Origin of the sequence: Bacteroides sp. AM44-19 (assembly GCF_003603395.1) — a bacterium.
Lineage (GTDB): Bacteria > Bacteroidota > Bacteroidia > Bacteroidales > Bacteroidaceae > Bacteroides > Bacteroides uniformis.
In genome coordinates this window covers 243,535-264,450 of sequence record NZ_QTNB01000001.1, presented here as the reverse complement: position 1 = coordinate 264,450, position 20,916 = coordinate 243,535, and the positions used below count along the sequence as shown (strand labels likewise).

Here is a 20,916-nt window from a genome sequence, read left to right as displayed (position 1 = left end):
AAAGGCAGACCACGTATTTCATTCGGAATACGTGGTCTGCCTTTTTTATCGTTTCCTCTTGAGGTTACAGTCGTTCCATTATACTGTTCCCATTAGAGGAAATTGTCGTTCCTACGTGTGGAAACGGGTGTTTCCTATAAGCATTACTTCTTCAAGTCGAAGAGATAAGTTATCTTGGCCGTAATGACTCCGTGTGCGGAGCGTGAGAAAAAGTCCTTCTTGGTGCTACCATAGAAATCGGATAAAGCATAGTAGTATCTTCCTTCTACGATGAAATTGCCTGCCTTGGTGCGCAGCTCTATGCCTGCTCCACCTGCAATGCCGTAGTCGAATTTGTTGTCTATGGCCTTGCCGTGCTGTTCCACGGTGATGTTGGTGTAGGATTCTGCTACAGTGCCGTCCCAGTCGCCGTCTATCTTTTCGCTGTCGCCAAGCAGGAAACCTATCTGCGGACCGGCATGGATGAAGAATTGCAGACCGCGGTCCTTGCCGAATGCCAGATGTGCCAGGAACGGTATTTCCACATAGTTCATGGTGCGGGTGTAGCTCAGTGTGGGATAGTCCTCGTAATACTCGTCCCAACCGTGCTGTGAGAAGTTCAGCTCGATTTGTGCACCGCAAATCATACTGAAATATTTCTCGGAAATGTATCGGGCTGTCACACCACCGTTGATGCCCATCAGATTCTTCTGCTTGACAGAGGGAGAGAAGCTTACGCTATTCAGATTGATGCCTCCATTGACGCCCACAGCGAAGTTGTGGCGTTGCTCGCCCACCTGCGCATGCAGGGACAATATACATGCACACACCAGCAGGGCGAATATGATGATTGTTCTCAGGTTCATGCTATAAGTTATAAGTTACGAGTTACAAGCTACGAATTAATAGTTATATAGTGGATTATCAGATGATTAATCCCTAATCAAAGTCCAACTTCACCAGCTCAAAGTTCTTGGTGAAGTGCACGAAGAACACCTTCTTGTTGATGAAGCCTCCCCAGTTGTTTACCCGTTGGAACTTGAAGCCGGTCTGGATGGGCACCAGGTCCAGTCCCTGCATGTTCTTCTCGAAGGAAGAGCCATAGCGCGCAAGTCCTTTCAGGAAGAAATAGCCGGTATCGAAGCCCAACATTCCGAATTTGGGATAGCGCTCGTCCATCTCCTTGCCATACCATCTGCGGTAGTTTTTGGTAAAGTTGATGGCGGCAGGCAGCAAATTGTTGGTATAAAAAGAGGAATAGAAATAGGTGTCCAGTTCAAAGAAGGCTTCCAAGTGGTCTTTGGTGTAGGTCTGCCATTCCGGATAGCCGAACAGATGGATACGGCTTTCGGGTTGTTCGCGCACCAATAAGGTCAATTGGGGAAGTATCTTAATCAATGTCAGGTTACTGCCGGATGTGGGGATAAAGATATTCTCACGGTCCGTGCGTAATACTGTTTTCAGGGATTCTACGGTGACATCCTCTTTCAGGCTCTTCATCGGGATGGAACGGTTGCGCAGTTCGTCTTTCAGTCCCTTGATGAATTCTGCCTTGTCCTTGGTGCCCTGGCTGGCTTCAATGAAGATGACGTTGGCATTGGGGAACTGGCGCACAAAGTGGTCGTACACCTCGGAGTACAGATAGGATTGGGGGGTATTTATCTGATAGACCGCCGGATTCTGGAATACCGTGTTGTCTTTCGATGTGAATGGTATCACCAGGCGTGTGTCTTGTTTCTTGGCAAACTCGGCCAGCGGTTTGATGTGCTGTTGGTACAGAGGCCCGAAGATGATGTCCATGTCCTTCATCTCGCTTTTGCCCAGGATGGAGTTCAGCGAGGCACTTTCGGGACCTGAATTGTAAGTGTACAAGTCAATGGAAGTGCCAGTACGTTTCAAGCTGTCTACGGCCATCAGTAGGCCTTCGTAGTATTCCACCATACGGGAAGACTCGCTCTTTGATACCCCGTCCAGGAAGGGAAGGATGACGGCAGCCTTGATGGTGCTGAAGCGTTCTGTCTTTTTCCGGTTTTCACGGAACAGCTCGCTGTCGGTAGGTATTACCTGCGACTGGATATTTTGCTCCGTCTGTGCTTTGGGATAGGGAATGCAGAGGAAGGTTCCCTTCTTTATTTTGTTTTCGCCTTTTAATTCCGGGTTGGCGGCTATCAGTTCGGCTTCGCTGATGCCGTATTCACGGCTGATGCTGAATACGGTTTCTTTCCGCTTCACTTTATGCATGTCACGGCATCGTGACTCTACGGGGCCGAGAATATTGTTGTTGGCAACTACAGTGCTGCTTTGTGTCTCAGCCGGGACCATGGTTTGGGTCTCGGTTGTGGAAGGGATACGGATTACTTGTCCGATACGGAAATTCTCGGCGCTCAGTCCCGGGTTGGCGTCACAGATGGCTTTGGCAGATACATTGTATTTCACGGTCAGCCGGTAGAGGGTCTCACCGGTTTCGATGGTATGGTATGTTTCTTTTTGTATGTTGGCAGCGCTGCGTGGAATACGCAATGTGCGTCCGATGAATATTTTCTCGTCACTGCCGGGGTTCAGTTTGATGATGTCCGACTGGCTGACGCCGTACATGCTGGCGATGGAGTAGAGACTTTGTCCTTTTTCGATAGTATGCAGAAAATAAGATTGATTCTCTTGTGCTATTGCACCGATACTGCATGCACTGGCAAGCAGCAGGGAGCAGATAATGCGGTTAATCGTTTTCATTCAGTAATCGTTGGTTTATGTTTACAATTTCCCAAAGTAGCTGCAAAGGTACGAATATTGTGGCATTCAAACCAAAGGATTGCGTTAAGAAATAATATTGTGCATTTCAAAACTGAAAAATAGCGCTTTTCGGCTGATATTCGGGGGGAAACAGTTATTTTTGCAGTTAAAACGATAGGATAAATCAACATGCAAGAAGAAACAGAATATATCAATGTATATGGTGCGCGCGTGCACAACCTCAAGAATATCGATGCCGAGATTCCCCGTAACAGCCTGACTGTGATTACAGGCCTGAGCGGAAGCGGCAAGTCCTCTTTGGCATTCGATACTATTTTTGCCGAAGGGCAGCGCCGCTATATCGAGACCTTTTCAGCCTATGCCCGTAATTTCCTGGGAAATCTGGAACGTCCGGACGTGGATAAGATAACGGGACTGAGCCCGGTTATCTCCATCGAGCAGAAAACCACGAATAAGAATCCACGTTCCACGGTGGGTACAACGACAGAGGTTTATGATTACCTTCGTTTGTTGTATGCCCGTGCAGGAGAAGCTTATTCTTATCTCTCCGGCGAGAAGATGGTGAAGTATACCGAGGAACAGATACTCGACCTTATCCTGAAGGATTACAAAGGAAAACGCATTTATATCCTTGCTCCGCTGGTGCGCAGCCGTAAGGGGCATTACAAGGAGCTCTTCGAGCAGGTGCGCAAGAAAGGCTATCTCTACGTACGTGTGGACGGTGAGGTACGCGAAGTCTTGCCCGGCATGAAGCTGGACCGCTATAAGAACCACGATGTGGAGGTGGTGATAGACAAGCTGGTGGTGACGGACAAGGATGACACACGCCTGAAGAACAGCGTGGCCACTGCCATGCGTCAAGGTGACGGATTGCTGATGATACTCGATGCGCAGACGGATAGCGTGCGCCATTACAGCAAACGGCTGATGTGTCCCGTGACGGGGTTGTCCTATCGGGAACCGGCGCCGCACAACTTTTCCTTCAACTCCCCGCAGGGCGCATGCCCTAAGTGCAAAGGGCTGGGGGTGGTGAGCCAGATTGACATCGACAAGGTGATTCCCGACCGCGAGCTCTCCATCGCCGGAGGTGCCATCGCACCCTTGGGGAAAGCCAAGAACAGCATGATTTTCTGGCAGATTACCGCCTTGCTGGAGAAGTATGAGGCAACGCTGAAAACTCCGGTGAAGGAGCTGCCGGAGGATGCACTGGACGAGGTGCTCTACGGCTCGGACGAGCGCATCAAGATAAAGAGTTCGCTGATAGGCACCTCTTCCGACTACTTCGTGACGTTTGAGGGTGTCATCAAATACATTCAGATGTTGCAAGAGAAGGATGCTTCCGCCACGGCGCAGAAGTGGGCGGACCAGTTTGCCAAGACTGCCGTTTGTCCGGAGTGCCATGGCGCCAAGCTGAACAAGGAAGCGCTTTCGTTTCGCATCCACGACAAGAACATCTACGAACTGTCCACAATGGACATTAGCGAGCTGTATGACTGGCTATCTGCCGTAGACCCGCATCTCAGCAGCAAGCAGCAGCAGATTGCCGGTGAAATCCTGAAGGAAATCCGTACGCGGCTCAAGTTTTTGCTCGATGTCGGTCTGGATTATCTTTCGCTGAACCGTAGTTCCGTCAGCCTTTCCGGTGGTGAAAGCCAGCGTATCCGCCTGGCTACGCAGATAGGTTCACAGCTGGTGAATGTGCTGTATATATTGGATGAGCCGAGTATCGGCCTGCACCAACGCGACAACCAGCGCTTGATACACTCTTTGAAGGAACTGCGTGACATTGGCAACTCCGTCATTGTGGTGGAGCATGACAAGGATATGATGCTCGCCGCCGATTATGTCATTGATATGGGGCCGAAAGCCGGTAGGCTGGGAGGGGATGTTGTCTTTGCCGGTACTCCCCGTGAAATGCTACGGACGCATACGCTGACTTCCCAATACTTGAATGGTGAGCGTGCCATTGAGGTGCCTGCCAAGCGTCGCGAGGGCAATGGACACAGTCTGTGGCTGCGTGGCGCCAAGGGTAATAATCTGAAGAATGTGGATGTAGAGTTCCCGCTGGGCAAGCTGATTTGCGTTACCGGTGTTTCCGGCAGTGGCAAGTCCACGCTTATCAACGAGACGTTGCAGCCTATTCTTTCGCAGAAGTTCTACCGCTCCCTTCAAGACCCTTTGGAGTATGACAGCATTGAAGGGTTGGAGCATATAGACAAGGTGGTAAATGTGGACCAGTCTCCCTTGGGACGTACGCCGCGCTCCAATCCTGCCACCTATACGGGTGTGTTCTCGGATATCCGCAATCTGTTTGTCGGCCTGCCCGAAGCGAAGATACGCGGGTACAAGCCGGGACGCTTCTCCTTCAACGTCAGTGGCGGACGCTGCGAGGCTTGCCAGGGCAACGGCTACAAATGTATTGAGATGAATTTCCTGCCAGATGTGTATGTGCCTTGCGAGGTGTGCCACGGCAAACGCTATAACCGCGAGACGCTGGAAGTGCGCTTTAAAGGCAAGTCCATTGCCGATGTGCTGGATATGACCATCAACCGTGCGGTGGAGTTCTTCGAGAATGTGCCCCAGATATTGAATAAGATTAAGGTTATCCAGGAAGTGGGATTGGGCTATATCAAGCTGGGACAGTCCTCCACCACGCTCTCCGGAGGTGAGAGCCAGCGCGTAAAGTTGGCTACGGAACTCTCTAAGCGTGATACGGGCAAGACACTCTATATCCTCGACGAACCTACCACCGGACTTCATTTTGAAGATATCCGCGTACTGATGAATGTACTGAACAAACTTGTTGACAAAGGAAACACCGTCATCGTCATAGAGCATAATCTCGATGTCATCAAGATGGCGGACTACATCATTGATATGGGTCCCGAAGGTGGCAAGGGGGGAGGGGAACTCCTCTCCTGCGGAACACCCGAAGAGGTGGCGAAGAGCGAGAAAGGCTATACTCCGAAATTCCTGCGTGAAGAGCTGGGGGATAATTACTAATTTTGTAACTTGTTATGGTGAAAATTAATAAGACGAATGCAGCGCGGCTGCTCGACAAAGCCAAGATAGCCTATGAACTCATTCCCTACGAGGTGGATGAGAACGATTTGAGCGCCGTACATGTAGCCGCCAGTTTGGGCGAGGACATCAACTGCGTGTTCAAGACACTTATTCTTCACGGCGATAAATCCGGCTACTTTGTCTGCGTCATCCCGGGTGAGCACGAAGTGGATTTGAAACTGGCGGCAAAGGCATCGGGCAACAAGAAGTGTGACCTCATTCCGGTTAAGGAACTTTTACCTCTGACTGGCTACATCCGCGGAGGCTGTTCGCCCATCGGCATGAAGAAGTCTTTCCCTACCTATATCCATGAAACGTGCCTGCGGTTTCCGTATATCTATATCAGTGCCGGACAACGTGGTTTGCAGCTTAAACTGGACCCGAAGGATTTGGTAAAAGAAGTGCGTGCAGAAGTTTGTGTTCTTTTTAATGAATAAATCTTCTATTTCTGCCGAGATATTTTAATTTTATAAGGAAATATTCAATAGAATTTATATATTTGCAGGAATTATTCAAGAAATCAATCCAATTACTAATTCTAAAAACTAATTTTTATGTTCAACAAACACCCTAAAGGTCTGATTGCCGCATCCTTTGCTAATTTGGGCGAGCGTTTCGGCTTTTATACCATGATGGCCATTCTTGTACTTTTTCTGCAAGCCAAGTTCGGACTGGATGGAAAAGAGGCAGGTTTGATCTACTCAACATTTTATTTTTCTATTTACATTCTTGCATTGATAGGTGGTATTATTGCCGACAGAACCCGTAATTACAAAGGTACCATCTTTACTGGCATTGTCTTGATGGCGGTAGGCTACTTGATGCTTGCCATCCCGTCTCCTACACCGGTTGCCAATAAAACCTTGTTTTTGGTGATTACTTGTGCGGCCTTGTTTGTCATTGCTTTCGGAAATGGTCTTTTCAAGGGAAATCTTCAAGCGCTGGTAGGGCAGATGTACGACAATCCCCAATATTCCAGCATGCGTGATTCTGGTTTCTCCTTATTCTATATGTTCATCAATGTAGGTGCCATCTTTGCTCCGTTTGCCGCAGTAGGCGTACGTAACTGGTGGCTGTCCACATTCGGCTACAATTATGATGCCGACCTGCCTGCCCTTTGCCACGGACATCTGGCAGGAACGCTGACTCCCGAAGCTGTGGACACTTATAGTGCACTGGCAACGAAAGCCACTATTTCCGGAACACCCGTAACGGATATGACGGTATTTGCCAATGAATATCTGAACGTGTTTACCACCGGTTTCCATTATGCATTCGGTGTAGCTATCTTGGCTATGGTTCTTTCTTTGGTAATTTTCGTCATTAACAGAAAGAAATTCCCCGATCCCAGCAAGAAGGTGGCTGCAAAAGCGGGCGATGCCACTGCAGTGGAGATGAGCGCACAAGAGGTAAGACAGCGCATGTATGCATTGTTTGCCGTATTCGGTGTGGTAATTTTCTTCTGGTTCTCGTTCCATCAGAATGGGTTGACACTGACGTATTTTGCCAAGGAATATACAGATTTGAATTTGTTCGGCATGGCTATTTCCGCTGAGCTGTTCCAGTCTTTGAACCCGATTTTCGTTGTATCTCTGACACCGGTCATCATGGCTGTCTTTGCAGCACAGCGTGCCAAGGGTAAAGAGCCTTCCACTCCGCGGAAGATTGCCATCGGTATGGGTATTGCTGCCACCGGCTTCCTTATAATGGCTATCGGTTCTTATGTAAGCAACTTGCCGATGCACAAGGATATAATCGCTTTGGGTACCTCTCCGGTGAAGGTGACTCCGCTGTTGCTGATGGTTACCTATCTGATATTGACTGTTGCCGAATTGTACATTTCTCCGTTGGGCATTTCATTCGTGTCCAAGGTGGCTCCTCCCAAATATCAGGGTATCATGCAGGGCGGTTGGCTCGGCGCTACTGCCATTGGTAATCAGTTGCTCGTTATCGGTGCTATCCTCTACGAAAGTATTCCTATCTGGATGACGTGGACGGTATTTGTAGTAGCGTGCTGCATTTCGATGTTCACCATGCTGTTCATGCTGAAATGGCTTGAAAAGGTGGCGAAGTAATCGGAAACGAAAGATAAAACTAAAGGCTGCGCAATGTTCGTAATGAACTGCGCAGCCTTTAGTTTTTGGAGGGCTTTTAATGCCGGGACTCAGATTTCCAGTCCCATGATGTAGTCATTCATGTAATATCCGTTTCCTATCGGGAAATCCCCTTCACGGAGTTTCCGCATTCCCATATGTTCGTAAAACTGCAGTGCCTTGTTGTTACGGTTCACATTCAATTCCATCAGACAAGGGCCGGGATGCACTTTCTTGATGTACTTGATGGCTTCGCGAAAGAGGAAACTGCCGCAATGTGCACCCTGGTAATAGGGGAGTACATAAATCTTTTGCAGGTGGAATAAATTTTCTCCTTGCTGCTGTACGGACACATAGCCCGCGGCTTCACATTCTTCGTAGGCCAGGAAGTAGACGTGACCTTCCTCTTCCATTTGCTTGCGGATATTGTCCAATGAATACATCCATTCCATCATGTAGTCGGTCTGCTCGGGAGTAAGGATATCCTTATACGTGACGAGAAATATTTGCTGCGCAAGTTTCTGAATCAGTGCGCAGTCTGCTGTCGTTGCTTTTCTTATGGTAAACATATCGGTTGTATTTATACTGTTTGGGGTGTAAAGTTAAGCCTTTTTTGTGAAACAATCGTTATCTTTGCAGACCGTTACCGAACTAACTAATTCTGATTTTAAAAATTATGGCATTTACGAGCAACATTATGATTGTCCGCCACAGATTGCTGAAGGAACTGGTAAAGCTGTGGAATAACAACGAACTTGTGGATAAAATAGACCGGCTGCCTATCGAGCTGAGTCCGAAGAGGTCCAAGCACGCGGGACGCTGCTGTGTGCACAAAGAGCGCGCGGTGTGGAAGTACAAGTCATTGCCGCTTCTGGGACTCGATATGGAGGATGAGACGGATGAGTTGACCCCCTTGTCGGAGTACGCTGCCCGTGCACTGGACAGAGCGGAAAATGGCAGGCCGAAAGATAACATCATGTGTGTGATTGACGAAGCTTGTTCGGCATGTGTGCAGATTAACTACGAGATTACGAACCTCTGCCGCGGATGTACGGCACGCAGTTGCCAGGTGAATTGTCCCAAGAAGGCAGTGCATGTCAAGGAGAGCGGCCAGGCATGGATTGACCATGATGAATGTATCAGTTGCGGTATCTGCCATAAGAGTTGTCCTTATCATGCCATCGTTTACATTCCTGTACCTTGCGAGGAAGCTTGTCCCGTGAAAGCCATCAGCAAGGATGAGAAGGGGATAGAGCACATCGACGAAAGTAAGTGCATCTACTGCGGAAAGTGCTTGAACGCATGCCCATTTGGAGCTATCTTCGAGATTTCGCAAGTGTTCGACGTGTTGCACAGAATCCGTAAGGGTGAGCAGGTGGTGGCTATCGTGGCTCCGTCCATTCTGGGGCAGTTCAAGACGACTATTGAACAAGTGTATGGCGCACTGAAACAAGTGGGCTTTACGGATGTCATCGAGGTGGCGCAAGGTGCGATGGATACCGTCAGCAACGAGGCGCACGAACTGATTGAGAAGTTGGAAGAGGGACAGAAGTTTATGACGACTTCCTGCTGCCCGTCTTATATAGAACTGGTGAACAAGCATATTCCTGCCATGAAGCCCTACGTGTCGGGCACCGGTTCGCCGATGTACTATGCCGCACGCATTGCCAAGGAGAAGTATCCGGATGCAAAGGTGGTCTTTATCGGTCCGTGCGTAGCCAAGCGTAAAGAGGCGCAGCGTGACGAAGCGGTGGATTTCATTATGACTTTCGAGGAGATGGCTTCCGTGTTTGCCGGACTGGATATTCAGATGGAGCAGGCGAAGCCCTATTCCATGAGTTTCACTTCCGTGCGCGAGGCACATGGCTTTGCCCAGGCAGGCGGTGTGATGGGTGCTGTGAAGGCTTATCTGAAAGAAGAAGCGGATAAAATCAATGCCGTGCAGGTGGCTAATCTGGATAAGAAGGCTATCGGTTCGCTGCGTGCTTATGCCAAAACCGGTAAGGCTCCGGGACAGTTCATCGAAGTGATGGCATGCGAGGGCGGTTGCATCACCGGACCGTGTGCACACAATGAGATAGCTGCCGGAAAGCGTCAGTTGACACAAGAGTTGGCTAAGAGAGAGGAAACGTATTGAAATATTTGATTGACAAACTGCGGAGCAATCGCAGGCTGGATGCCGAAGAGTATAAAGCCTTGCTTCTTTGCCGGGACACAGAACTTGCAGCCTACCTGCAGGAGCTTGCCCGGGAAGAAGTGCTTACCCGCTTTGGCAATAAAATCTTCATTCGCGGACTGATTGAGATAACCAACCGTTGCCGCAATAACTGCTACTATTGCGGCATACGGAAGGAGAACCGGAACATAGTCCGTTATGAGCTGGCGCAGGAGGAGATTCTTTCGTGTTGCCATGAAGGCTATCGGTTGGGCTTCCGTACCTTTGTGCTGCAAGGGGGCGAAGCGCCGGTGGTGAAGGATGAGGGGATGGTGGAGACAGTTGCCGCCATCCGGCAATCCTTCCCGGATTGTGCCATTACCTTATCCTTGGGCGAGAAATCGCGGGAAGCCTACGAACGTTTCTTCCTGGCAGGTGCCAACCGCTATCTGTTGCGGCACGAAACCTGCAACGAAGGGCATTATCACCGGCTTCATCCTGCGGAGATGTCCCTTTCCCATCGGTTGCAATGCTTGGACTGGCTGAAAGAGATAGGCTATCAAGTGGGAACCGGAATCATGGTGGGCAGTCCTTATCAGACGGTGGACCATTTGGTAGAAGACATTCTCTTCATCGAACGGTTTCAGCCGGAGATGATAGGCATGGGACCTTTTCTTCCACATCACGATACTCCGTTTTCCTCTTTTCCGCCGGGAGATATGGAGTTGACGTTGAAGTTGCTTTCTATCTTCCGGTTGATGCATCCCGCGGCACTGATACCTGCTACCACTGCCCTGGCCACACTTGCTCCGGACGGACGGGAACGGGGAATATTGGCTGGCGCCAATGTCGTGATGCCTAATCTTTCGCCTTCTCATCAGCGGGCGAAGTACTCCCTCTATGATAACAAAGCTTCTGCGGGTGCCGAAGCGGCAGAAGGTTTGCTAAAATTGGAGGAACAACTGAAAGGGATAGGCTACGAGGTATCAAAAGAGAGAGGAGATTATGAGAATGGAGAATTGACCGTTGATAATTGATAATTTTCAAATCTTCATTCTTTATTTTAATTACCAATTATCAATTTACGAAGTGTATAACATAAAGTCAAGACAAGCGGAAGAATTCATCAATCACCAGGAGATATTGGATACATTGGAGTATGCGCAGGCAAACCGCAACAACCGTCCGCTCATCGAAAGTTTGATTGACAAGGCTGCTTTGTGCCAGGGGCTTTCCCATCGGGAGGCGGCCCTGCTGCTGGAATGTGACGAGCCGGAACTGGTGCAGCGCATCTATCATCTGGCACGTGAAATCAAACGGAAATTCTATGGCAACCGCATTGTGATGTTTGCCCCGCTTTACCTTTCCAACTATTGCGTGAACGGTTGCGTCTATTGCCCGTATCATGCCAAGAACCGTACCATCCCCCGCAAGAAACTCTCGCAAGAGGAGATACGCCGCGAGGTTATCGCCTTGCAGGACATGGGGCATAAACGCCTGGCGCTGGAAGCCGGAGAAGACCCTCGAAACAACCCTATCGACTATATCTTAGAGTCTATCCGCACCATCTACAGCATTCATCACAAGAATGGGGCCATCCGCCGGGTGAATGTCAACATAGCCGCCACTACAGTGGAGAACTACCGGCTGCTGAAGGAGGCTGGCATCGGCACTTATATCCTTTTTCAGGAGACTTACAGCAAAGAGCATTACGAAGCCTTGCATCCCACGGGACCGAAAAGTAATTATGCCTACCACACCGAAGCGATGGACCGTGCTATGGAGGGTGGCATCGACGATGTAGGTATCGGTGTATTGTTTGGTCTGAATACCTATCGCTACGACTTCGTAGGATTGCTGATGCATGCCGAACATCTGGAAGCTACCTTTGGCGTGGGTCCGCATACCATCAGCGTACCGCGCATTTGTCCGGCAGATGATATTTCGACCGAGGATTTTCCCGATGCCATCTCGGATGAGATGTTCTGCCGTATTGTGGCGGTTACCCGCATTGCGGTGCCTTATACGGGAATGATTATTTCCACCCGTGAGTCGGAAGCCGTACGCCGTCGGGTGCTCGAACTGGGCGTTTCGCAGATAAGCGGCGGTTCGCGCACCAGCGTGGGAGGCTATGCCGTGCCGGAAGCCAAAGAGGAAGATTCCTCCCAATTCGATGTGAGCGACCGGCGCACGCTGGATGAAGTGGTGAGTTGGCTGCTCGACCTGGGGCATATCCCCAGCTTCTGCACCGCCTGCTATCGCGAGGGACGTACCGGAGACCGCTTCATGTCGCTCGTCAAGCGCGGACAGATAGCAAACTGCTGCCAGCCCAATGCACTGATGACATTAAAAGAATATCTGGAGGACTATGCCTCCTCCGAAACCAAGGAGAAGGGCATGCGGCTGATTCGTGAGGAGATGGAGCATATCCCGAACCCCAAGATACGGGCGATAGCCGAACGTAATCTTCAGGAGATAGGGGAGGGGAAAAGAGACTTTAGATTTTAGATTTCGGATTTATGAATAATACACCTCGTTCCAACCGCCTGCACATTGCCGTCTTTGGACGACGGAACAGCGGAAAGTCCAGCCTTGTCAATGCCTTGACCGGGCAAGACACGGCATTGGTATCCGCAACGCCCGGCACTACTACCGATCCCGTGACCAAAGCCATGGAAGTATATCCTTTGGGCCCGTGCCTCTTTATCGATACCCCCGGTTTTGATGATGACGAAGGCGAACTGGGCGGTATGCGCGTGGAGCGTACCTTAAAGACGGTGGAGAAAGCGGACATCGCCCTCTTGCTTTATGAAGCTGACGGAACGCTGGAACAGCAATGGCTAAAGCTGCTGGCTGCGCGCGAAATCCCCGTGATACTGATACTGAATAAAGCCGATTCCCGTCAAGACACCGCTTCCGTGGTTCTTCGGATTGAAAAGGAGTGCGGGCAGGCTCCCGTTGTGGTCAGTGCCAAAGAGGGTACCGGCATTCAAGGCATTTTCGATGCTATTCTCGAAAAGCTTCCCGAGAATTTTGGTGAGCAGACCATCACGGGAAACTTGGTAAGTGAAGGAGATGTCGTCCTGCTGGTGATGCCCCAGGATATACAAGCCCCCAAAGGTCGTCTCATTCTTCCGCAAGTGCAGACCATCCGCGAACTGTTGGATAAAAAGTGCTTAGTGATGAGCTGCACCACCGACAAGCTGCAAGCCTCCCTGCAAGCCCTTGTCCGTCCGCCTAAGCTGATAATCACCGATTCACAAGTATTCCCCATCGTCTATCAACAAAAGCCTGCCGAAAGTAGTCTTACTTCCTTCTCGGTTCTTTTTGCCGGTTACAAAGGAGACATCAATGCCTTTGTAGAGGGAGCTGCCGCTATTCATAGCTTGATACCCCAATCGCGTGTACTGATAGCCGAAGCCTGCACCCACGCCCCGCTGACCGAGGACATCGGCACCGTCAAAATTCCCCGCCTGCTACGAAAGCGCATCGGCGAGGAATTGCAGATAGACTTTGTATCTGGAAATGACTTTCCCAAAGACTTGTTCCGATATGATTTAATTATCCATTGCGGCGCTTGCATGTTCAACCGGAAGTACGTTCTCAATCGTATAGCCCATGCCCACGCACAGCACATCCCCATAACCAACTACGGAGTAGCAATTGCGAGTCTGACCGGTATATTGGATAAAATTGTTATCCATCGGTAAATATCCCTCTTCCTCTCTGTTCACGTTACTGATGTTATAGAGTAGCGTGAACTACTTTTCTTGTTAATAATGTTTAATATAAAGTACTTTGTAATGCAAGGTACTGGTATAATACATATATTTGTGCCATACAAGGAACAACAATAGAATGAATAAGGACACTCATTACTCTATTGCGCAGCCAAATAGTAAATCGTAAATTGTCAAATAGTAAATACTATTATGGATGTAAACAATGTAAAGTCGCAAATGCGCAAGGGCATGCTTGAATATTGCATCATGCTGCTGCTTCACAAAGAGCCGGCTTATGCTTCGGATATCATTCAGAAGTTGAAAGAAGCCAGACTGATTGTGGTGGAAGGTACACTTTATCCGTTGCTCACTCGTTTGAAGAACGACGACCTTTTGGGGTATGAATGGATTGAGTCTACACAAGGTCCTCCCCGTAAATATTACCGGTTGACGGAAAAAGGAGAAGTCTTTCTCGGTGAACTGGAAACATCCTGGAAAGAGTTGAACGAGACGGTGAATCACATTAGCAATTCTTGAAATGACCACAGAGAATATGCTGCATTCGCCGAATGGTAAATAGTAAATCGTAAATAGTCAAATTGTAAATAAATAGTGTGTTATGAAAAAGACATTAACTGTAAATTTAGGTGGAACCGTTTTTAATATTGATGATGACGCATACCGCCTTTTGGATAATTATCTGAGTAATCTCAAGATACACTTCCGTAAGGAAGCCGGTGCCGACGAGATTGTAGATGATATAGAACGCCGCATTTCCGAACTCTTTGCCGAGAAATTGTCGGCCGGTTCGCAAGTAATCACGATAGCCGATGTGGAAGAGGTGATTGCCCGCATGGGAAAGCCGGAAGATATGGAGGCGGAAGGAGAGAGTGCTAGTGCCGATTCCGGCAGCACGAGTGCCGGGGGCGGCTATGGTGCCGGTGCTTGGAACAGCAATACCGCTTATGGCACTACACGCCGTCGTCTATACCGCAATCCGGATGACAAAATGCTGGGTGGTGTCATCAGTGGAATGGCTGCCTACCTGGGATGGGATGTAACTTTACTTCGACTGTTACTGCTTGTCATCTTGATTTGTGGGGTAGGGACATTGATACCGGTCTATATCGTGTGTTGGCTGGTTATACCGGAAGCCCGCACAGCAGCCGAGAAGTTGAGTATGCGTGGCGAGGCCGTTACGGTAGAGAATATCGGAAAGACGGTGACGGACGGTTTTGAGAAGGTTGCCAATGGGGTGAATGATTATATGAGGTCGGACAAACCCCGTACTTTCTTGCAGAAGTTGGGAGATGCATTGGTGATGATTGTCGGCTGGTTCTTGAAAATCTGTCTGGTGATATTTGCCATTATCTGCAGTCCGGTACTGTTTGTATTTGGAGTGGTATTTGTGGCGTTGTTGTTTGCTGCGATAGCGGTGGCTGTTGGTGGCGGTGCGGCTCTCATTTCCTTTTTCCCGATGGCTGATGTGGTACTGCCTACTTCTCCGTTGTCTGCCATTGTGATGTACATTGCAGGAATCTTGCTGGTAGGAATTCCTTTGGTCAGTCTTGTATGGGCCATCTTCAGTCAGATATTCAAATGGCAGCCGATGAATTCCGGTTTGAAGTGGACGCTGGTTATTCTTTGGATTGTAAGTGCGGCTTGCTTCGGAATCTGTTTTGCAGTGCAAGGGGCTACTTTCCCGGAATTGGGTATCTTTAACTTCTGAGAATAGTAATTTCTTTTTTAATTGATATCGTGTTTGTAGGAATCTGATTTCTATAAACACGATATTTTTTATTTCAATGTAATTATTTGTTATACAGTGGAATATTTCGTTTGGAAAAGGTGTTTTTTAAACGTTCGTTTAATGAACGCAAAGATAACGTGTATTTTTGAATCTCGCAAAATGTTTAATAAAAATATTCTATAAATTTCTTTTTAGTGAGTATAATACTTTGTCAGTAAGCCTATTGCATTGTATTTCTCTAACTTCTTCCTTTTACTAATTTTTAAGTAATCTTCCCTCTTTAGTTTTCTTAAATATTGACGTTCAAAAAACGAACGTCTATTGAACGCTTTTTGCTTGCAATAGATTCGTTTACAGCATTTTACCTGACAGGTAATGAATGACTGCAAAAAATCTGTTGACAAGAAGGGCATAAAGCTTGTCGTATTCTACATAAAGTGTCCGCAAGTAATTGAATTTCAAGTGTATGCAAGAGGTTCAAAGCCCCAGGAGAACACCCTTGTCTGAACAAAAGCATAAAAATGGGAATAGAGAAAGAGGTCGAAATCTGGTATGCTATGCGTGCCACCTACCGCAGAGAACCGGATGCCATGCATCTGCTCAAGAAAGAAAATTTGGGCTGTTTCATTCCTATGCAATACAAGATATGTATAAAAAAAGGGAAAAAAGTCCGTGCTCTGGTTCCGGTCGTTCATAATCTGCTTTTTGTCCATGCCCGTCCTTCCGATGTGCAGCGTGTAAAATCTCAAGTCACTTATCTGCAATATATCACCGATACCCGCAGTGGGCAGAAGATTATTGTCCCAGACGGTCAGATGCAGCGTTTCATTGCCGTATCCGGCACTTACGATGATCATCTTCTTTATTTTCAACCGGATGAATTGAACTTGTCCAAAGGTACCAAAGTCCGGATTACCGGCGGTGAATTTGAGGGGCAAGAGGGTGTGTTTCTGAAGGTGAAAGGCGCACGTGACCGTCGCGTGGTTATCGAAATACAAGGTGTCATAGCTGTTGCCATGGCCACTATCCATCCCGATCTTATAGAAGTAATCGGCTGAACTTTAATTTTTAATTCTTAATTCTATAATTGCTTATGTCTCTTTCCGAAGAAGCAATCACTCTTCAGCGTGCTGCGCACGAACTGATGTATTTGGGTATGGACGGCAGTCCCGTCTATAGCGATGACTTGTCACGGCGGAACGGTGAGGTCTACCGTCTTACCATGGCTTTGTACCGGTCGGGTGTAAAAGGCACTACCATCGACGAGCAGGCAAATGTCTGTCTTGCCCTTCTTATGGGTTACAGCGCCTCTTTTGTGGACCATGGCGAAAAGCAGCGGCATGTCCAGAAAGTGCTGGACTGTTGTTGGGATGTGCTCGATGCCCTTCCCGCTTCCTTACTGAAGCTCCGCCTGCTTACCGCCTGTTACGGTGAAGTGTTCGACGAGTCTTTGGCCGACGAAGCCCGCGCCATTATAGCCTCCTGGGATTCTGCGTCACTCACTCCCGAGCAGCAGGAAGCCATTGCTGAATTTCAGAACGTGGTAGACAATCCCTATCCATGGGAATACATAGATGAATAAACAAGTTACACTATAATGCTTAATAACAAATCCGTATTGATTACCGGAGGAACAGGTTCCTTCGGCAAGAAGTTTGTGGAAACCATACTTCGTGATTATCCTCAAGTAAAGAAAATCATTATTTACTCTCGCGATGAGCTGAAACAATTCGAGCTGAAGCAGAAGTATTCTGAGAAAAACTATCCGCAGATGCGCTACTTCATCGGTGATGTTCGCGACCTCGAACGCTTGACGCGTGCTTGCGAAGGAGTGGATGTGATTATCCATGCAGCTGCCATCAAGCAGGTAGATACCGCTGAATACAATCCTGAAGAATGCATTAAAACCAATGTGCACGGTGCGCAGAACGTGATTAAAGCCGCCCTTGCTACCGGTGTTCAACACGTAGTGGCACTCTCCACCGACAAGGCTTGTGCCCCTATCAACCTTTACGGCGCCACCAAGCTCACATCGGACAAGCTCTTTACTGCTGCCAACAACATCAGCGGTTCCAAGGACATCCGCTTCTCCGTGGTTCGCTATGGCAATGTGATGGGCTCCCGCGGTTCCGTGATTCCCTTCTTTATCAATAAGCGCGACAGCGGAGCTACCGAGCTCCCCATTACCGATATGCGCATGACCCGCTTCAACATCTCGCTCGAAGCCGGTGTGGCACTGGTGATGTATGCCATCGGCCATCATCTGGGCGGTGAAATCTTCATTCCGAAGATTCCTTCCTACCGCATCAAAGATATAGCCACCGCCATCGCTCCCAATCTGCCGCAAGTAGAAGTGGGCATCCGTCCGGGCGAGAAGCTGCACGAAGAGATGATTACGGTGACCGATGCCCTCGATACGATAGACTTGGGCCGGTATTACGTCATCCTTCCCTCTGTATCCTATAAGCACAATCGTGAGACGTATCTCAAGCATCACAATGCAGTGCCCGTGCCCGACGGCTTTCACTACAGCAGCGACAACAATGTAGACTGGGAAACCGTAGAGTCCATGCGCGAGAACATCAAGAAATACGTCGACCCTAATTTTGAGGTGAAATGACCGCAAAGCCTATTCCTTACGGCCGCCAGCATATCACCGACGAGGATATCCGGGCAGTTATCGAGACCTTGAAGAGCGATTACTTGACGCAAGGTCCCAAAATAAAAGAATTTGAAACGAAGTTTGCCGGATATGTAGGCGCCAAGTTTGCCGTAGCCGTAAACAATGCCACTTCCGGACTGCACCTTTCTGCTACGGCTCTGGGCGTAAAGCCCGGAGATAAGGTTATCGTCACCCCGATGACTTTTGCTGCCAGTGCCAACTGCATCCGTTATTGCGGTGGCGAGGTGGTGTTCTGTGATATCGACAAGGATACCTACCTCATGGATATCCACAAATTGGAGGCCATGCTAAAGGCTGCCCCCCGCGGCACTTACAAAGGCATTGTTCCCGTTGATTTTGCGGGCTATCCTTTGGATATGGAAGCATTTAAGAAACTGGCCGACGAATACGGCCTATGGATTCTCGAAGACGCCTGCCATGCTCCCGGAGGATATTTTCTGGATAAAAAAGGAAACGAACAATACTGCGGCAATGGCAATTTTGCCGACCTCGCCGTGTTCTCCTTCCACCCTGTGAAGCATATTGCTACGGGCGAGGGTGGAATGGTTACCACCAACAGCAAGGAGCTTTACGACAAACTCTGTCTGTTCCGTACCCACGGCATCACCAAAGACCCCGCTTTGCTGCACGAGCATCAGGGTGGTTGGTATTACGAGATGCAGGAGTTAGGCTACAATTACCGGCTGACTGATTTTCAGGCTGCATTGGGTATTTCTCAGTTAGAGCGTGCGAAAGCAGGTCTTGAACGCCGCCATGAAATCGTGAAACGCTATAATGAAGCGTTTTCCGGAATAGATGGCATCAAGACTCCATTCAATGCTGCCGATGCTTATCATGCCTATCATCTCTATGTCATTCAGGTAGCCAACCGTTTAGGTCTTTACAATTACCTGCACGAAAACAATGTTTATGCTCAGGTGCATTATGCCCCTCTCCATCTGATGCCTTACTATCAGCAGTTGGGTAATAAGAAAGGAGACTTGCCTGTAGTGGAAGAGTATTACGAGCACTGTTTGAGTCTGCCGATGTATCCCACGCTGACGGATGAGGAGCAAGGATATGTAATAGAGAAAGTGATTGAATTTGTAACAAAATGAATTACGCAAATAAACTTGTTCTCGGTACGGTACAGTTCGGGCTTGATTATGGCGTCAATAATCAGTCTGGGCAAGTTCAGCAGAGTGAGGTCAATAAGATTCTGCAATTGGCAAAAGAGAGTGGAATTAAGAAAATTGATACATCTTCTGCTTACGGAACCAGTGAAAGCGTATTAGGTAAATCGCTTTCAGAGAATAACCTTCAGTTTCATATTATCTCCAAATACCCTCAGTCCGAAAATAGTGTTGCTGCCATATTTGCTTCTTCTTTAGAGAAACTCCAACAGAAGAAGTTATATGGATATCTTGTACATCATTTCGAGTTCTATCAGTCTCATCCGCAATTATGGGAAAAAATGAAAGATCTCAAAGCAGAGGGAAAGATAGATAAAATAGGTTTTTCACTCTATAATACTGATCAACTGCAATATTTGCTGGATAATGAGGTTGTATTTGACGTTCTGCAGTTTCCTTATAATCTCTTTGATCGTCAGTTTGATACCTATCTTCTCTATCTCAAACAATGCGGAGTAGAGATACACACTCGCTCGGTGTTTCTGCAGGGACTTTTTTTTAAAAACGTGCGTAAATTGACAGACAAGTTGCTGCCAATGAAAAAATATTTGGAGAAACTGCATGAATATTGTGGCATCAGTGGTATTTCTATGGAACAGCTGGCTTTGAACTATGTAGTTTCTCATCCAAATATTGATGGAGTTCTTATAGGAGTGGATAATTGTCAGCAATTGCAAGCAAATGTTGATGCTTTACAAAATGGGCTTCGGCAGGAAGATATTGATTTTATTTCATCAATCAACGTATCAGAAAAAGAACTATTAAACCCAGTGAATTGGAAATGAAAATATTAGCAATAACTCAGGCCCGTTATGGTTCTACCCGTTTACCGGCCAAAATCTTGAAAGAGGTGTGTGGAATGACCTTGTTGGAAATCCATTTACACCGTATTCTGCAATCAAAACTTATCTCGAAACTAAAAGTGGCTACGACCACGGAAGAAGGTGCCGAATATATTATCAACATTGCCGACAAAGTAGGTGTTGAATCCTATCAAGGTTCAGTCAATGATGTATTGGACCGTTTCTATCAAACAGCAAAGCCAGAACATCCTGATTATGTGGTTCGTATTACTTCAGATTGTCCTTTGATAGATCCTGAGATAATTGACAAGACAATTGCAGCTTGTATTGAATCAGGGTGCGATTATGTATCCAATACTTTGATGCTGACTTATCCGGATGGAATGGATGTGGAAGTATTTAAATATTCTGTTTTGGAAAGAGCGTGGCAAGAGGCAGCTTTGCAGAGCGAACGTGAGCATGTCACGCCGTACATCTGGAAAAACTCGACAGTCAAGGGAGGTAAGCTATTCAAATCCATAAATGTAGCTAATGATGAGGATTGGTCAAAAGAGCGCATAACAGTAGATACTCCTGATGACTTTGCATTGGTGAAGAACCTGATAGAGCAATTGGGTATAGAGAAAAGTTGTGCGGACTATGTAGCTTATCTCGATTCTCATGAAAACATAAAAGCCATAAACCAACACTACTCTCGTAATGAAGGCTATGACAAGTCATTATTGAACGATTAATTAATTTTATT

18 protein-coding genes are annotated in these 20,916 nt (G+C 47.9%); 15 read left to right on the top strand and 3 right to left on the bottom strand.

The window, feature by feature from the left end:
- Positions 1-143 precede the first annotated feature (143 nt).
- Positions 144-845 (bottom strand): porin family protein, encoded by a 702-nt coding sequence (locus tag DW947_RS01260; RefSeq protein ID WP_117962379.1) that lies wholly within the window; start codon positions 843-845, stop codon positions 144-146.
- Positions 846-918: 73 nt separating this feature from the next.
- Positions 919-2,709, bottom strand: a complete 1,791-nt coding sequence (locus tag DW947_RS01255; RefSeq protein WP_117962381.1) for a LysM peptidoglycan-binding domain-containing protein — start codon at positions 2,707-2,709, stop codon at positions 919-921.
- 189 nt (positions 2,710-2,898) lie between these two features.
- On the opposite strand from DW947_RS01255, the gene uvrA reads away from it, so the two are divergent.
- The 3 genes from uvrA (at position 2,899) to DW947_RS01235 (ending at position 7,868) form a co-directional block, all read left to right on the top strand.
- Positions 2,899-5,733 (top strand): excinuclease ABC subunit UvrA, encoded by a 2,835-nt coding sequence (gene uvrA, locus DW947_RS01245; protein ID WP_117962383.1) that lies wholly within the window; start codon positions 2,899-2,901, stop codon positions 5,731-5,733.
- Between the two features lie 17 nt (positions 5,734-5,750).
- Positions 5,751-6,230 carry a Cys-tRNA(Pro) deacylase gene (ybaK, locus tag DW947_RS01240; protein WP_034532800.1) on the top strand — a complete coding sequence of 160 codons (480 nt, stop codon included), beginning with the start codon at positions 5,751-5,753 and terminating at the stop codon, positions 6,228-6,230.
- Between the two features lie 117 nt (positions 6,231-6,347).
- Positions 6,348-7,868, top strand: a complete 1,521-nt coding sequence (locus DW947_RS01235; RefSeq protein ID WP_057252567.1) for a peptide MFS transporter — start codon at positions 6,348-6,350, stop codon at positions 7,866-7,868.
- Positions 7,869-7,957: 89 nt separating this feature from the next.
- Here the strand turns inward: DW947_RS01235 and DW947_RS01230 are convergent, their stop codons facing one another.
- A complete protein-coding gene (locus DW947_RS01230; protein ID WP_117962385.1) occupies positions 7,958-8,455 on the bottom strand; it encodes a GNAT family N-acetyltransferase in 498 nt (165 codons plus the stop codon).
- A gap of 107 nt (positions 8,456-8,562) precedes the next feature.
- Between DW947_RS01230 and DW947_RS01225 the strand changes: the two genes are divergently transcribed.
- The 12 genes from DW947_RS01225 to DW947_RS01170 all read left to right on the top strand — a co-directional run bounded on the left by DW947_RS01225 (position 8,563) and on the right by DW947_RS01170 (position 20,905).
- Positions 8,563-10,023, top strand: a complete 1,461-nt coding sequence (locus DW947_RS01225; protein ID WP_057252565.1) for a monomeric [FeFe] hydrogenase — start codon at positions 8,563-8,565, stop codon at positions 10,021-10,023.
- The gene (gene hydE / locus DW947_RS01220) at positions 10,020-11,078 is read left to right on the top strand and encodes a [FeFe] hydrogenase H-cluster radical SAM maturase HydE (protein WP_117962387.1); all 1,059 of its coding nucleotides are present in this window, start codon (positions 10,020-10,022) and stop codon (positions 11,076-11,078) included. Before DW947_RS01225 ends, hydE begins: the two co-directional genes overlap by 4 nt.
- Positions 11,079-11,130: 52 nt before the next feature.
- Positions 11,131-12,549, top strand: coding sequence for a [FeFe] hydrogenase H-cluster radical SAM maturase HydG (hydG, locus tag DW947_RS01215; protein WP_117588774.1), 1,419 nt, complete (start codon positions 11,131-11,133; stop codon positions 12,547-12,549).
- Positions 12,550-12,560: 11 nt separating this feature from the next.
- Complete coding sequence (gene hydF, locus DW947_RS01210; protein ID WP_117962389.1) at positions 12,561-13,751, top strand: [FeFe] hydrogenase H-cluster maturation GTPase HydF; 1,191 nt, start codon at positions 12,561-12,563, stop codon at positions 13,749-13,751.
- A gap of 222 nt (positions 13,752-13,973) precedes the next feature.
- A complete protein-coding gene (locus DW947_RS01205) occupies positions 13,974-14,300 on the top strand; it encodes a PadR family transcriptional regulator (RefSeq protein WP_005825341.1) in 327 nt (108 codons plus the stop codon).
- An 82-nt stretch (positions 14,301-14,382) separates the two neighbouring features.
- On the top strand, positions 14,383-15,492 hold the full coding sequence (locus DW947_RS01200; RefSeq protein WP_117713474.1) for a PspC domain-containing protein: 1,110 nt from the start codon (positions 14,383-14,385) through the stop codon (positions 15,490-15,492).
- Between the two features lie 542 nt (positions 15,493-16,034).
- Positions 16,035-16,571 carry a UpxY family transcription antiterminator gene (locus DW947_RS01195; protein WP_005825336.1) on the top strand — a complete coding sequence of 179 codons (537 nt, stop codon included), beginning with the start codon at positions 16,035-16,037 and terminating at the stop codon, positions 16,569-16,571.
- Between the two features lie 35 nt (positions 16,572-16,606).
- The gene (locus DW947_RS01190) at positions 16,607-17,095 is read left to right on the top strand and encodes a UpxZ family transcription anti-terminator antagonist (RefSeq protein ID WP_117713475.1); all 489 of its coding nucleotides are present in this window, start codon (positions 16,607-16,609) and stop codon (positions 17,093-17,095) included.
- A 15-nt stretch (positions 17,096-17,110) separates the two neighbouring features.
- The gene (pseB, locus tag DW947_RS01185; protein WP_057255978.1) at positions 17,111-18,133 is read left to right on the top strand and encodes a UDP-N-acetylglucosamine 4,6-dehydratase (inverting); all 1,023 of its coding nucleotides are present in this window, start codon (positions 17,111-17,113) and stop codon (positions 18,131-18,133) included.
- Positions 18,130-19,293: a UDP-4-amino-4,6-dideoxy-N-acetyl-beta-L-altrosamine transaminase gene (gene pseC, locus DW947_RS01180; protein WP_057255976.1), complete on the top strand. Its 1,164-nt coding sequence runs from the start codon at positions 18,130-18,132 to the stop codon at positions 19,291-19,293. Before pseB ends, pseC begins: the two co-directional genes overlap by 4 nt.
- Entirely contained in the window at positions 19,290-20,153 is an 864-nt protein-coding gene (locus tag DW947_RS01175; RefSeq protein ID WP_057255975.1) for an aldo/keto reductase, read from the top strand. Before pseC ends, DW947_RS01175 begins: the two co-directional genes overlap by 4 nt.
- The gene (locus DW947_RS01170) at positions 20,150-20,905 is read left to right on the top strand and encodes a cytidylyltransferase domain-containing protein (protein WP_057255973.1); all 756 of its coding nucleotides are present in this window, start codon (positions 20,150-20,152) and stop codon (positions 20,903-20,905) included. Before DW947_RS01175 ends, DW947_RS01170 begins: the two co-directional genes overlap by 4 nt.
- The last annotated feature ends 11 nt before the right edge of the window (positions 20,906-20,916 follow it).